A 13,761-nucleotide genomic window follows, 5' to 3' on the forward strand; every position below is an offset into this window, starting at 1 on the left:
TTAATGGTAGAGTATTTTATTTTCCGGACTGTTTTTCGTCCTGAATTGCTTTTACATTTTGCAAGCTGGTGCCATCATAAGCCTCCACACCGTTTTTCTTTAGGATTTCCATAGCCTGGTCAGCCTGAATTCCTTTATTACAGAAGACAACAATTTTCTTGCCTTTAAGCGAATCAATGTTACTTTGTATTTCAGCTAGAGGAATATTAATAGCTCCTTTTGCGGTTCCTGCTTGATATTGTTCAGGAATTCTTACATCAACTAAAGTGACGTCTGAGCTCTTAACCATTTCTTTGATGTCAACCTTTTGAGTGAGGCTTTTACTTGTTGTCTTACAGGCTGTTAACGTTAAAATTGAGGCAATAAAGAATCCGGCAAGTTTTCCTTTCATCATCTTACAATGTTTTTGATTGGCACACAAAATCTGTTGTCGGTAACTTTTCTGTTTTCTTGATGCCGTTAAAGCCTCCCTCTATTTCGGTAAAGTTTCTGATTCCGTGAGCATTAAGTATGCTTGCTGCGATCATGCTTCTGTATCCTCCTGCACAGTGAAGAAAGAAATGTTCAGAATCATCAATGGTTTTTACCCAATCGCTGATGGTGTCCAGCGGCTTGTTAAATGCATTGTCAACATGTTCAGAAGAATACTCACTTAATTTTCTCACGTCAATTACTTTAGCGTTTTCTGTGAACTGTTCTGCAAATTCAGCAGGAGAGATTCTTTTGACATCATCAGTTTCCTTACCGGCATTTTTCCAGGTATTGAAACTTCCGTCCAGATACCCCAAAACATTATCAAAACCTACTCTGCTTAATCTTGTGATTACTTCCTCTTCAGTACCTTCATCACTTACAAGCAGAATCGGATGTTTTACATCTACGATCATATTTCCTACCCAAGGGGCAAAATCTCCCTTAAGGCCAATGTTGATAGAATTTGGAATAAATCCTTTATGGAATTCTGCAGGGCTTCTCGTGTCTAAAATTAAAGCTCCGCTCTCTTCCGCCAATGCTTCGAAATCTTCTGCATTAACGGGGTTTAATCCTTTGTTCATTACTACATCCAGGCTTTCATAACCGCCTTTATTCATAGCGACATTCATTCCGAAATATTTCGGTGGAGCGGTAAGACCGTCAAGAACTTCTCTGATAAACGACTCCTTATCAGGTTGGTTAAGTGCATAATTGGTTTTTTTCTGATTTCCCAAAATATCCACGGTTTCTTTCTGCATATTCTTTCCGCATGCTGAACCGGCCCCGTGCGCGGGATATACTGTAATGCTGTCGTGCAGTGGTAAGATTTTAGTCTGAAGGCTGTCGTAAAGGATCCCCGCGAGGTCTTCCTGGGTAAGATTGGTTGCTTTTTGGGCAAGGTCGGGTCTTCCAACATCTCCTAAAAACAAAGTGTCTCCTGTAAAAATAGCAGTTTCAGTGCCATTTTCATCGATTAAAAGATAGGTTGTGCTCTCCATGGTATGCCCTGGAGTATGCAGTGCTTTTATTTTTATTTTTCCGATCTCAAAGATTTGGTTATCTTCAGCAATGATGGCCTCAAATGCAGGCTGGGCGGTGGGTCCGTAAACAATAGGAGCTCCTGTTTTTTCACTTAGATCCAAATGTCCTGAAACAAAATCAGCGTGGAAATGGGTCTCGAAAATATATTTTAAAGTAACATTGTCTTTGTCAAGGCGATCCAGATAGGGTTTAACCTCTCTAAGCGGATCAATAATCGCAGCTTCATTTTCTGATACAATATAATATGCTCCTTGGGCAAGACATCCTGTATATATTTGTTCAACTTTCATCTTATTTATAAACAATTTTGTTATTGATATTAATCTACAAAAATCGGGTTTTATTTTTAAAACGGGTTATTATAGACAAACTATAACGATAGAATAAATCTATATACCTTTATTTATTCTAATTTATAAAATATTTTGTACAAAATCTGATTGGTATCTTCTGAAATATTTTGGTCTATCTTGAACTGGATATAATCGTCTTTTTTTGTTTCACCCTGCTCATAATTAATCATTCTGTTATATTTTTCGTAAATGTGATCTTTGATTCTTCCGTTGTCAGCTATTCTTATCATTTCGTCAAAATACTTTTTAGTATCCTGGTCCATTGTCCAATCTTTTTCATGAATTTTATAAAATTCTATCATTTTTTCAATAGCAAATACTTCAGAATCAATATTTGTATCACTGAAACCTGTGAGCAGTTCTTTCATTTCCAAATGAGTACCCAGCCATTCAATTTTTGCCCGTGCAGCTGTGATTGTAGAATTAATCATCATAGAATCTCTTTTGACAATAGGAGATAAAACAATGTCGGGTGTTCTGCTTATCGGAAGAGGTTTTTTAGATGCAATATTCAGCAGTCCAAAGTATTTTTCAGTTTTGTCTTTTAGTTCTGCTATCTGATCGTAGGTCATATCATCACTTGAGATCCGAATCTTAAAGCCCCAGCCTCCGCATTCATAGATGGCGAGAAGAGACTTTTTGTCTGTATATTTTACCCCTTTAAAAAAATCAGGTTGCCCCATGGAATGATCAAAAATGGAATAAATATAATTGACTTTCAGATGCTCATTGGAAGCACTTCCGAATGAAGGCTTGAGATCGGTACCTTTATTGGAATTTTGGTTAAGAGCATACTCGTAGGTAGAAAATTCATCTCTTAATAACTGATTATCAATTTCCTTTTTAGGATAAATATACAGGGTAAGCGTTGTTTTATTTTTTTTCGTTTTTTGTTGGACATATCCTACCGCCAAATGATTGTTTTTAAGATCATAAGAGTAGATCACTTCCCGCTGAAACCCCGACCATAACTCTGGGAATGTCACGGAAGTAGATTCATGGGTATAATCTCCTTTTACGGATAACTTGGCCGGCTGAACCCTTTGTTGGGAGAAAACGGTTGCGAATACAAGAGAAAAAATAATAATTAAATTTTTCTTGAACATAATGGGATGCTGCATATTAAATGAGTTGTACTTTCTTATACTAAATTAAGTATAATTTGTACAAGTTAAAACTAAATTTAATCATGTAATATGACTTTAATGGCCAGATATTTTATAAAAAATTTTATATTTATCAGTTAAAAAAAGATTAGATGGCAGATAAAACACAATTTATTGAAGAACTAAATGTAAAATATACTCCGAAAGGAGACCACATTATACTGGGAAAAGGAATGCTGGAAGGGGAAGTAGTCCCGGAAGTAAATGTTACAATTCCTTTAAAAACAATCAACCGTCATGGTCTTATTGCAGGAGCAACAGGAACAGGTAAAACAAAAACCCTTCAGGTGTTTGCAGAGCAGCTTTCCCATGCAGGAATTCCTTCTCTGGTTTTGGATATTAAGGGTGACTTTTCCGGGATAGCCGAGGCCGGGCAGATGAATCCGATAATCGAAGAACGATACGCTAAAACCCAGCTTCCTTATAATCCACAGGCCTTTCCTGTAGAGCTGATGAGTATTTCCGGCGGAAAAGGAGTGAAATTAAGAGCTACGGTTACGGAATTCGGGCCTGTTTTATTAAGCAAGATCCTTGAGCTTAATGATACCCAGCAGAGTATTATGTCAATTGTGTTCAAATACTGCGATGATAAAGGTCTCCCATTAATTGACCTTAATGATTTGAAGAAAGTTTTACAGTATGTAACCGATAATGCCCAGGGCAAAGCTGAACTGGCTGCAAATTACGGATCCATTGCCTCGGCCTCTTTAGGAGCGATCCTGAGATCTATTGTTGCCCTTGAACAGCAGGGCGCAGCTGATTTCTTTGGAGAATTAAGCTTTGATGTTCAGGATCTTCTTGAAACCAGGGATGGAAAAGGGGTTGTAAATATTTTAAGAGTTGCAGAAATTCAGAATAAACCACAGCTGTTTTCCACTTTTATGCTTTCGCTTTTTGCCGAAATTTATATGACCTTTCCTGAAGAAGGAGACAGCGGCAAACCCAAGCTTGTCCTTTTCATAGACGAAGCCCACCTGATTTTTGATGAATCTTCAAAAGCTCTGCTTTCACAGATAGAAACGATGGTTAAGCTGATCCGCTCCAAAGGGGTTGGAATATATTTTATTACACAGATTCCTGGTGATGTTCCAGAAAATATTTTGTCACAGCTTGGTCTGAAAATCCAGCATGCCCTAAGAGGTTTTACAGCAAAAGATAAAAAAGAAATTACCAAGGCTGTTGAAAATTATCCGACAACAGAATTTTATAATGCGTCAAACCTGATTCAGAATCTTGGGATTGGAGAGGCTTTTGTAACGGCTTTAGATGAAAAAGGAATTCCAACACCTCTTGTGCATACCTATTTGATCTCTCCGGAATCAAGAATGGATATTCTGAATGATGCTGAAATTTCAGAACTGACAGGGAATTCTGCTTTAGTCGCTAAATATGAACAACCTCTTGACAAAGAATCAGCTTATGAAATATTAACCAGCAGAATGGAACAGGCAGTACAAAACCTGCCGGCCCAGAAGACAAAACCAGTGAAAGAAGAGCCAGGAATGTTTGAACAGGTACTGCAAAGCAAAGCAGGAAGAACTTTTACCAGCACATTAATGCGTGAGGGGGCGAAAGCCATTCTGGGAATGTTCGGACTTGGCGGAAGAAGGAGATAGCATTTTGAAATTATAAAACTGATCTGCCATGAAAAGTGTATCAGCTTTTATTGTGTTGCAATAGCTGTTTTAAATTTGGTTATGAGCAGCAACAATACGCGTTTTACTTTTTTTTGACATTTTTTTTGTTATTTTAGCAGGATTGCCTTTTGGCAAATAAAAATGGCTGTTTCAGCTATTGGACGGAATAATTTCACTCATGAGCCTGTATAGTGGCATTCTTATCCAATACCAAAGGTTTGCAGCACGGGCGTACAGTCATTATGAATCTATGGCATAGGTTATGTATTAAGCGTGATAACCTTTATGTTTGGGCTGTTGATGACAGGAATGATTAATATTAATTTAAAAAATAGCAGTATAACTAGAACTCAATGTATTCGATTATAGATATAGAAAGTAATGGTGCAGGTTATAGAAATGAATGCATTATAGATATAGCCATCTACAGGTACGATGGGCAGAAGATTACTGACCAGTTTATATCCCTTGTCAATCCCGAAAGTGATATTACCCCTTTTGTACAAAAGCTGACAAATATTACCCCTAAAATGGTGAAAACAGCTCCAAAATTCCATGAAATAGCTAAAAGAATTATTGAGATTACTCAAAATACCACTTTAGTAGGCCATAATATTGATTTTGATTACAGAATGCTGCGCCAGTCTTTCAAAAGGCTTGGTTATGATTTTCAGACCAGTACTTTAGATACCATTCCTTTGGCGAAAAAAATGATTCCTGATGAAGTAAGTTATTCATTGGGTAAGCTGGTCAAATCGCTTGGGATTCCGCTGACGAACCATCACAGGGCTGAAGGTGATGCAAGGGCAACGCTGGAACTGTTCAAGCTTTTAATATCAAAAGATACGGAAAATGAGATCATTCAGAAGCAGCATGACGAAACGAACGCAAAAACGTATATCAATAAGATCAAGGTTCTGACCCAGGATCTTCCCAATGAAAAAGGGTTTGTCTATTTCCAGAATGAAGACGGTAAAATCATTTTATCGGATTACGTTCAGGATATCAATAAATTCTCTAAAAAAGTTTTCAATTCCAAGTCTAAAAAATGGGAACAGATTCAGAAAGATGTTGAACAGATCAATTATGAGCTTACAGGAACAGATATTATTGCCAAACTGATCCTGAATTCTAAAAACATCAAAAAAAGAGAAGTGTTTCCGTTCGGACTTTACTTTAGAAATAATAAATACATTGTTGAAAAGAACAAACTCAATAAAGCAGAAAGACCGATCCTGAAATTCAGATCGTTTACCCAGGGAACAAAAGCTGTCCAGTTTATTGGTTTACAGGAAGAATTTAATGACTTGAATGCTTTTCTTAAAAAAATAGACTTCAGAAAAAGAAGTGAGCTGTGGCTCGGTCAGGGAAGAAAATTGGGCGAGAAGCTTTTTCTGATCATTGAAAACGGCAAAGTGATTTCGTATGGCTTTTATGAGCTGTTTACCCAGATTCAGACCCTTAGTAAGATTTCAAAACTGAAAATTGATCTCCCTTTGTCATCTACAGATCTCCATAATGACCTCCAGCTTGCCCTGCTCCGTGGTGATTTTGAGACGTTGCCATTACCTAAATAATAGAGGAATCTATATTTTACAGGTTTTTATCAGGAAAAGATGCTTTTCAAATGAATTTTCCTGAAATAAAAAATAAATAGTACTTTTGCAAAAACAAAAAAGAAGCAATGCAAAATTTTAAACAAATAAAAACTGGAAAAAAGGGAGCTGTAAAGTTCTCTAAGGTTTGGAATATTTAAAAGAGTTGTCTTGCATAAAAATAATTAATGTGGCAGACTCTTTTTGGAAGAATCTGCCTTTTTTTATGTTAAAATCAAATTATGAATTCAAAAGATTTGCTACAGATTGCCAATGAATATGGCACACCAGTGTATGTTTACGATGCTGAATCTATTAAAACTCAATACGAGAAACTTACATCTTCTTTCTTAAAACACACGAAGTTCTTTTATGCTGCCAAGGCGTTGACCAATATCAACATCTTAAAGTATGTCAAGAATCTGGGTGCATCTTTGGATTGTGTATCAATAAATGAAGTAAAACTTGGCCTTAAGGCGGGATTTCCTAAAGAAAAGATTCTTTTCACGCCAAACTGTGTAGACCTTGCAGAAATTGAAGATGCAATGAAGCTGGGCGTTCACATTAATATTGATAATATCTCTATTCTTGAGCAGTTCGGAAATAAATTCGGAAATTCTTATCCGATCCTTGTCAGAATCAACCCACATATTTTTGCAGGAGGAAACTATAAAATTTCAACAGGACATATCGACAGCAAGTTCGGGATTTCCATTCACCAGGTTCGCCATATCGAAAGAGTGATGAAAAGCACCAATCTTAATGTGGAAGGTCTTCATATGCATACGGGAAGCGAGATCAAAGACCCGGATGTTTTCCTGCAGGCATTAGACATTATGCTGGAACTTTCCGAGCATTTCCCAAATCTTAAATATCTGGATATGGGAAGCGGCTTCAAAATTCCTTACCAGGACAGTGAAGAAGAAACCGATGTAAGAACCTTAGGTAAAAAAGTGGAAAAAGTATTGTCCGAGTTCACAAAATCTACAGGAAGAAAATTCGAATTATGGTTTGAGCCGGGAAAATTCTTGGTAGGAAAAAGCGGCTATCTTTTGGTAAAAGCTAATGTGATCAAGCAAACGACGGCTACTGTATTTGTAGGAGTAAATTCAGGATTTAACCACCTGATCCGTCCGATGTTCTATGACTCTTACCATAAGATCGAAAACCTTTCAAATCCAAAAGGGGCAGAAAGGATCTATACCGTAGTAGGAAACATTTGCGAAACCGATACTTTTGCATGGGACCGAAAGCTGAATGAGGTAAGAGAAGGAGATATTCTGGTTTTCCATAATGCTGGCGCTTACGGTTTTGAAATGAGTTCAAACTTCAATTCAAGATTAAAACCGGCAGAAGTCTTATTCTTAGACGGAAAAGCACACCTGATCCGTAAAAGAGATGAATTTGAAGATCTGTTAAGAAACCAGATAGAAGTAATTTAAAATCAAATATAAATTATAAAAACTCCGCAGATTACTGCGGAGTTTTTTGTTTGAAGGAACCGGAAAAAATTCATTCTTATTAATGTTTTAAAAACTTTTCATTGCAATCAAAACAGCTGTAACATGTTGAAATTTTAATGTTTTTTAGGCATAGAAATTATAATTTATTAGCTAAATTTGGGAGAGGTAAGAATTTTAAACACCTACCAATCCACATTCCTTTCAATATTCTGTAACTAAAATAAACACCAAAAAATACGAATTATGGCTAAAAACATAGCAGAGCAAATTGTTGAAATGCTCGAAAATGCCAATGTGAAAAGAATCTATGCAGTAACCGGCGACAGTCTTAACCATCTTAATATTGCGGTTAAAAATAGCAGCATTGAATGGATTCATGTAAGGCATGAAGAAGTAGGAGCATATGCAGCGGCGGCAGAAGCAGAACTTGACGGATTTGCAGTGTGTGCAGGAAGCTGCGGGCCGGGACACGTTCATCTGATCAACGGGGTCTATGAAGCGCATAAGTCCCACGTTCCCATGCTTGTTATCGCTTCCACGATTCCCAGTGATGAAATGGGCATGGATTATTTTCAGGAGACCAATACCATAAAACTGTTTGATGACTGCAGCCACTACAACCAGATGATTACAAGACCGGAGCAGGTGCAGAGAACCTTACAGACTGCAATCCAGCACGCCATTTCCAAAAAAGGGGTAGCGGTAATCGGACTTCCGGGAGATGTATCTGAACTTGATGCTGAGGAAGGATCCACTTCTACCCAGGTATTTAGGACCAATCCTGTAATCAGGCCTTCTGATGATGAATTGAAAACCCTTGCGAATCTCATCAATGAAAGTGAAAAAGTTACGCTTTATTGCGGAATTGGAGCAGGAGAAGCCAATGCTGAGGTGATAGAACTGTCGAAGTTTCTAAAAGCTCCCGTAGGCTATTCTTTCCGTGGAAAAATGGCCATTCAGCCGGACAATCCCAATGAGGTAGGGCTTACGGGACTGTTGGGGTTCCCGTCCGCCTATCACGCAATGCACGAAGCCGATCTTGTGATTCTTTTGGGAACCGATTTTCCGTATCAAAAATTCATGCCCATAAAAAATAAAATTGTCCAGATTGACGAAAGCCCGGAGAGATTGGGAAGAAGGGCTAAACTAGAGCTAGGTCTGGCAGGAGATGTGAAAGAAACTATTAAAGCTTTGTTGCCTCTGTTGCAAGAAAAAACAGATATTCATTTCCTTCATGAGCAATTGGCATTTTATGAAAAGGTAAAAGACATTCAGCTTACTTACGTGAAAGATTTTGGGAAAGAAAACTCCATTCAGCCTGAATACGTTGCATATACTTTAGACCGGCTGGCTAAAAAAGATGCCATTTTCACAGTAGATACAGGCATGTGCTGCGTGTGGGGAGCAAGGTTTATTACAGGTACAGGAGAAAGAAAAATGCTGGGCTCCTTCAATCACGGATCTATGGCGAATGCTATGCCAATGGCCATAGGTGCATCTTTGGCTCATCCGGACAGAGAAGTGATTGCCATGTGTGGAGACGGTGGGATTTCGATGCTTTTGGGGGATATGGCAACCATATTTCAGTATAAGCTTCCGGTAAAACTCATCGTTTTTAATAACAGAACCTTAGGAATGGTAAAGCTGGAAATGGAAGTAGGCGGTATGCCGGATAATGAAACCGATATGATTAATCCGGATTTTGCAATGGTAGCACAGGCTATGGGATATCCCGGAAAAAATGTTCACAAGCCTGAAGAGGTAGAAGACGCCATTAAAGAATGTCTGGCCTATAACGGACCTTACCTTCTTAACATTTTTACCAATCCCAATGCACTCGCTCTTCCCCCGAAAATAGACTTCGATCAGGTCTTGGGAATGACGAAATCTATGGCCCAGCTGATGCTTGGTGGTAAGATGGAAGAAGTTCTGGATACGGTAAAAACCAACTACAAGCATATTAAAGGACTGCTGTAATGAATATATCTTAAAAGAATCCAATTAAATACAACTCCAGGTACAGCCTGGAGTTTTTCTTTTTAACAAAGCATTTAAATAATTAACTTTGTTTAAGTAATTAATAGCTCATGAATAGCCCTATGAAAGTTTTTACATTGTTGATTGCGTTTCTTATGGCAAATTTTATATTTGCCCAGCAGGATGTTGAAGACCGGGATGATAATCCGGTTACAGAGATCAATAAAAATCTTTTAAAAATAGATATCAAAGAACCTCTCTTACAGGTTGCGGTGAAAAACTGTAATGATTTTAAACCGGCGGCATTTGAAGGAGGAGTAACGGTTTATAAAGAAACCCTGCAAAAATTTATGTACGATTACCTGAATTCAGATTTTTATGTGCTGAACGGAGATTTTACATTTACCCTCAGGGTTGATCAGACCGGAAAAGTTACCGATATCGAAGGAAGTCCGAAAGTAGTCAACAGCACTTATTTTTTTGATGATATGAAATATGTGGTAAGACGTATCAAAAAGGACTGGATTCCTGCTTCATGTAACGGTCAGGCTGTTGCTTCGCAGATTAAAATTAAAATGCATTTCTCTTCAATCGCTACAGATTTATAAACTACTCACATGAAAAAATACCTTTTATTATTCCTTTTACTGTGCATTGGGGTTAAAAGTTTCTCTCAAAATACGTCCCCGGTAGAAGTAGCATCATATACCCAGAGGGCTAAATTTTCCGGTGGTGACGAGGCTTTTCGGAAGCAATTTATGGAGATGCTTTATGCTTATGTTGATACCCAGAGCTATGCCATCAACGGTGAAATGACTTTTTTAATCAATATTTCATCGGAAGGTAAAATGAACAAGCTTGATGTGGTCCCGAAAATCAAAAACAGTGAAATGTTTATAGATGATGTAAAATATGCCATGAAGAAGATCAAAGGAAAATGGACGCCGGCAATGTATGGTGATGCTCCTGTTGATTCTAAAATAATCATCAAAGTTAATTTCAGTACCAACGCATATGATCATGATTAGAACGCTAATTTTATTTTAACGGTCTTTTTTAACCAAAGAATCATAGAAGGAATCAAAAGGATGAGAAAGAAAAAATGGACGCCGGCAAAAAAAGACGGAGAGCCGGTAGAATCTTTTTATACACTTCCATTAAATTTTAACCCTCCAAAATAATCTCCTGCCATTCTGTCACAATATTTTGTATCTTTGCAGACTAATCTGTTCGGGATTTAAATTCATCTTAATGCTTTGAAATTAAATACTGGGCATTGAACTTTAAAACGATTATTGTGCAGGAAAAATATATAGACGAAACAAAACAGGGAGAAGCTTTTGCTATCGCTGAAAGGCCTGAAAATTCTAAAAAACTCTTTTTAGAAAGCTATGGCTGTCAGATGAACTTTTCTGATTCTGAAATTGTTGCATCTATTCTTAATGAGCAGGGATACAATACGACCCTGAAAGTGGAAGAAGCAGATCTTATCCTTTTAAACACATGTTCCATCCGTGAAAAGGCAGAGCAGACTGTAAGAATGCGTCTTTCCCAGTTCAAAAACCTGAAGAAAGAAAAACCCAATATGACGGTGGGTGTTTTGGGATGCATGGCTGAAAGGTTAAAGACCAAATTCTTAGAAGAAGAACAGCTGGTAGACCTCGTGGTAGGTCCTGACGCCTATAGAGACCTTCCCAACCTTCTGAAAGAAACAGAGGACGGGAGAGATGCTATCAACGTAATCCTTTCAAAAGAAGAGACCTATGCAGATATCAATCCTGTACGCTTAGGCGGAAATGGGGTTACGGCTTTTGTAACCATCACCAGAGGCTGCGACAATATGTGTACCTTCTGTGTAGTTCCCTTTACCCGAGGAAGAGAAAGAAGCAGGGATCCGCACTCTATCATCAAAGAATGTCAAGACCTTCTAAACAACGGGTACAAAGAAATAACCCTTTTAGGACAAAATGTAGACTCTTACTTATGGTACGGAGGAGGTCCGAAAAAAGACTTTGACAAAGCTTCTGAAATGCAGAAAGCAACCGCAGTTAATTTTGCGCAACTGCTTGATTTAGTTGCTAAAGCTGTTCCTGAGATGAGAATCAGATTCTCTACTTCAAACCCTCAGGACATGAGCCTTGAAGTGTTCAGAATGATTGCAAAACACGACAATATCTGTAAATATGTTCACCTTCCTGTACAGAGCGGCAGCAATAATATGCTTCTGGCGATGAACAGGCAGCATACGCGTGAGGAATATTTGGATTTAATTAAAAAAGCGAAGGAAATAGTTCCCGATATTGCTTTTTCACAGGATATGATCATCGGTTTCTGCAATGAAACAGAACAGGATCACCAGGATACCCTGAGTCTGATGAAAGAAGTGGAGTATGACTACGGTTATATGTTTGCTTATTCAGAAAGACCGGGAACGCCTGCCCATAAAAAAATGGAAGACAATATTCCTGCTGACGTGAAGCAAAAGCGTCTGGCTGAGGTTATTGCACTTCAGGGAGAGCTATCCAGAAAAAGAATGGAATCTTATGTGGGAAGACATCACCAGGTCCTCATCGAAGGAATATCCAGAAAAAATAAAAACCAGTGGAAGGGAAGAAACTCACAGAATGCAGTCTGCGTTTTCGATATGCTTGAAGGACAGAAAATAGGTGACATTGTGGACGTTTTTGTCTATGGCAATACACAGGGCACGCTTTTGGGGAGAACAGCTGAATAATTTAAAATTTTGATCAAAACGCTTTATTTTCTTGCCTTGTTTTCTTTCGTGCTGATGTCTTGTCAGACTGAAAAAAATATAAATAAATATCCCGTAACGGTAGGAGACATTGAATTTGATGAAAAGCTGGATGATCCCGATTTTAAAAAATGTACTCCTGAAAAGCTGATCAGTCTTCAGTATTATCAGGGAGAAAAAGGGTTTAACTATAAAGGAGAGAAGCTGGCCATTATAGAAAAACTGCAAAAAGAAAAAATATCTTCCGAAACCAAGATGAACGGTTATATTACCGTAAGATTTTTAGTAAATTGTGAAGGAAAAACAGGATTGTTCAGAGTTCAGCAGATGAATGAGGATCTGAAAGAAACAGTTCTGGATAAAGAGCTGGGAGACAGGCTGCTGCGGTTTACAAAATCGCTGGACGGATGGATCCCGCAAAAGATAAAAGGTTTTAAAACAGGCTATTATCAGTATTTAACCTATAAAATTGAAAATGGAAAAGTTTCAGAGGTATTACCTTAGCTTTTTGTTGCTTATCGTTTACACCAATACTATTGCGCAGGTCAACTGTAATGCAGTAGAGGGTGAGGACTGCAAAAAGGCTTGTGAGTTATACAACTGGGCCTCAGACAGGCAGGGTAGCAGACAGTCCCAGGAAGCTTTTGATAAAGCCATTGGTCTTTGTCCCGATTTCTCCAATTCCTATATGGAAAAAGCCGTTCCATATCTTAAAAACGGGGATTTTGTAACCTGGAAAATACTCATCGATAAAGCTGTTGACGCAAATCCTAAAATGCACTTAGGATATAGGGGCTGGTGCAAATTCCAGTTTTTACGGGATTATAAAGGAGCAATCCGGGATTTAGAAGAGTTAAAAAAATATTATCCTGATGATCTGGGAAGATCTTTAAATGGAGACTATCATTTAGAGGTGGTGAAGGCCATGTCTTACAGTGCTTTAGGACAGAAAGAAAAAGCTGCTGGGATTATTGAAAAGGTTCTGGCATCAAAAGGCTACTTCAAAGGAATGTATGATCACTATCAGCTTGGAGTAACTTATTTTGAGCTGGGCAGATATGACAAAGCCTTGGAAAATTTCGAAAAACAAAGCAAAGAAAATAACTTTGCCGAGAATATATACTTTAAAAGTAAAGTTTCTAAAATCAGAAACAAAGATTATTTAGATTTAAAAAAGTTAGCATTAATGAATTATGATGAAGGAAAGACTATGAAAGATGTCTACACTCATCACTTCAACAAAATCTACAGAAAACAGATAGAAGAGCTGTAGATTATTAAATCAATAATCAAAAATTTACTT

Annotated in this window: 12 protein-coding genes; 9 read left to right on the forward strand and 3 right to left on the reverse strand. The window is 37.8% G+C overall.

Features of this window, described 5'->3' with window-relative positions:
• Positions 1–16: 16 nt before the first annotated feature.
• The 3 genes from J2T03_RS14270 to J2T03_RS14280 all read right to left on the reverse strand — a co-directional run bounded on the left by J2T03_RS14270 (position 17) and on the right by J2T03_RS14280 (position 2,989).
• Positions 17–394 (reverse strand): rhodanese-like domain-containing protein, encoded by a 378-nt coding sequence (locus J2T03_RS14270; RefSeq protein ID WP_307212047.1) that lies wholly within the window; start codon positions 392–394, stop codon positions 17–19.
• Position 395: 1 nt separating this feature from the next.
• The gene (locus J2T03_RS14275) at positions 396–1,805 is read right to left on the reverse strand and encodes an MBL fold metallo-hydrolase (protein ID WP_307212049.1); all 1,410 of its coding nucleotides are present in this window, start codon (positions 1,803–1,805) and stop codon (positions 396–398) included.
• 113 nt (positions 1,806–1,918) lie between these two features.
• Positions 1,919–2,989 (reverse strand): hypothetical protein, encoded by a 1,071-nt coding sequence (locus tag J2T03_RS14280; RefSeq protein WP_307212051.1) that lies wholly within the window; start codon positions 2,987–2,989, stop codon positions 1,919–1,921.
• 137 nt (positions 2,990–3,126) lie between these two features.
• Here J2T03_RS14280 and J2T03_RS14285 point away from each other — a divergent pair, with 137 nt between their 5' ends.
• The 9 genes from J2T03_RS14285 to J2T03_RS14325 all read left to right on the forward strand — a co-directional run bounded on the left by J2T03_RS14285 (position 3,127) and on the right by J2T03_RS14325 (position 13,731).
• Entirely contained in the window at positions 3,127–4,650 is a 1,524-nt protein-coding gene (locus J2T03_RS14285) for a helicase HerA-like domain-containing protein (RefSeq protein ID WP_306841421.1), read from the forward strand.
• A 374-nt stretch (positions 4,651–5,024) separates the two neighbouring features.
• Positions 5,025–6,248, forward strand: coding sequence for a 3'-5' exonuclease (locus tag J2T03_RS14290; RefSeq protein ID WP_307212052.1), 1,224 nt, complete (start codon positions 5,025–5,027; stop codon positions 6,246–6,248).
• A gap of 260 nt (positions 6,249–6,508) precedes the next feature.
• Positions 6,509–7,708, forward strand: a complete 1,200-nt coding sequence (lysA, locus tag J2T03_RS14295) for a diaminopimelate decarboxylase (RefSeq protein ID WP_306841424.1) — start codon at positions 6,509–6,511, stop codon at positions 7,706–7,708.
• A gap of 264 nt (positions 7,709–7,972) precedes the next feature.
• Entirely contained in the window at positions 7,973–9,706 is a 1,734-nt protein-coding gene (locus tag J2T03_RS14300) for a thiamine pyrophosphate-dependent enzyme (RefSeq protein WP_307212055.1), read from the forward strand.
• 155 nt (positions 9,707–9,861) lie between these two features.
• On the forward strand, positions 9,862–10,314 hold the full coding sequence (locus tag J2T03_RS14305) for a hypothetical protein (protein WP_307212059.1): 453 nt from the start codon (positions 9,862–9,864) through the stop codon (positions 10,312–10,314).
• Between the two features lie 9 nt (positions 10,315–10,323).
• Positions 10,324–10,734: a hypothetical protein gene (locus J2T03_RS14310; protein WP_307212061.1), complete on the forward strand. Its 411-nt coding sequence runs from the start codon at positions 10,324–10,326 to the stop codon at positions 10,732–10,734.
• A 269-nt stretch (positions 10,735–11,003) separates the two neighbouring features.
• A complete protein-coding gene (gene miaB, locus J2T03_RS14315; protein ID WP_306841430.1) occupies positions 11,004–12,440 on the forward strand; it encodes a tRNA (N6-isopentenyl adenosine(37)-C2)-methylthiotransferase MiaB in 1,437 nt (478 codons plus the stop codon).
• 9 nt (positions 12,441–12,449) lie between these two features.
• Positions 12,450–12,962, forward strand: coding sequence for a hypothetical protein (locus J2T03_RS14320; protein ID WP_307212064.1), 513 nt, complete (start codon positions 12,450–12,452; stop codon positions 12,960–12,962).
• Positions 12,934–13,731 (forward strand): tetratricopeptide repeat protein, encoded by a 798-nt coding sequence (locus J2T03_RS14325; protein WP_307212067.1) that lies wholly within the window; start codon positions 12,934–12,936, stop codon positions 13,729–13,731. The genes J2T03_RS14320 and J2T03_RS14325 overlap by 29 nt, the downstream gene beginning before the upstream one ends.
• Positions 13,732–13,761: the final 30 nt, after the last annotated feature.

This window comes from Chryseobacterium lathyri, from assembly GCF_030812195.1.
GTDB lineage: Bacteria > Bacteroidota > Bacteroidia > Flavobacteriales > Weeksellaceae > Chryseobacterium > Chryseobacterium lathyri_A.

Bases quoted from the DNA above. Each gene is read 5' to 3' on its own strand.
- J2T03_RS14270 (WP_307212047.1), bottom strand. From the start codon at position 394: ATGATGAAAGGAAAACTTGCCGGATTCTTTATTGCCTCAATTTTAACG.
- J2T03_RS14275 (WP_307212049.1), bottom strand. From the start codon at position 1,805: ATGAAAGTTGAACAAATATATACAGGATGTCTTGCCCAAGGAGCATAT.
- J2T03_RS14280 (WP_307212051.1), bottom strand. From the start codon at position 2,989: ATGCAGCATCCCATTATGTTCAAGAAAAATTTAATTATTATTTTTTCT.
- J2T03_RS14285 (WP_306841421.1), top strand. From the start codon at position 3,127: ATGGCAGATAAAACACAATTTATTGAAGAACTAAATGTAAAATATACT.
- J2T03_RS14290 (WP_307212052.1), top strand. From the start codon at position 5,025: ATGTATTCGATTATAGATATAGAAAGTAATGGTGCAGGTTATAGAAAT.
- lysA (WP_306841424.1), top strand. From the start codon at position 6,509: ATGAATTCAAAAGATTTGCTACAGATTGCCAATGAATATGGCACACCA.
- J2T03_RS14300 (WP_307212055.1), top strand. From the start codon at position 7,973: ATGGCTAAAAACATAGCAGAGCAAATTGTTGAAATGCTCGAAAATGCC.
- J2T03_RS14305 (WP_307212059.1), top strand. From the start codon at position 9,862: ATGGCAAATTTTATATTTGCCCAGCAGGATGTTGAAGACCGGGATGAT.
- J2T03_RS14310 (WP_307212061.1), top strand. From the start codon at position 10,324: ATGAAAAAATACCTTTTATTATTCCTTTTACTGTGCATTGGGGTTAAA.
- J2T03_RS14325 (WP_307212067.1), top strand. From the start codon at position 12,934: ATGGAAAAGTTTCAGAGGTATTACCTTAGCTTTTTGTTGCTTATCGTT.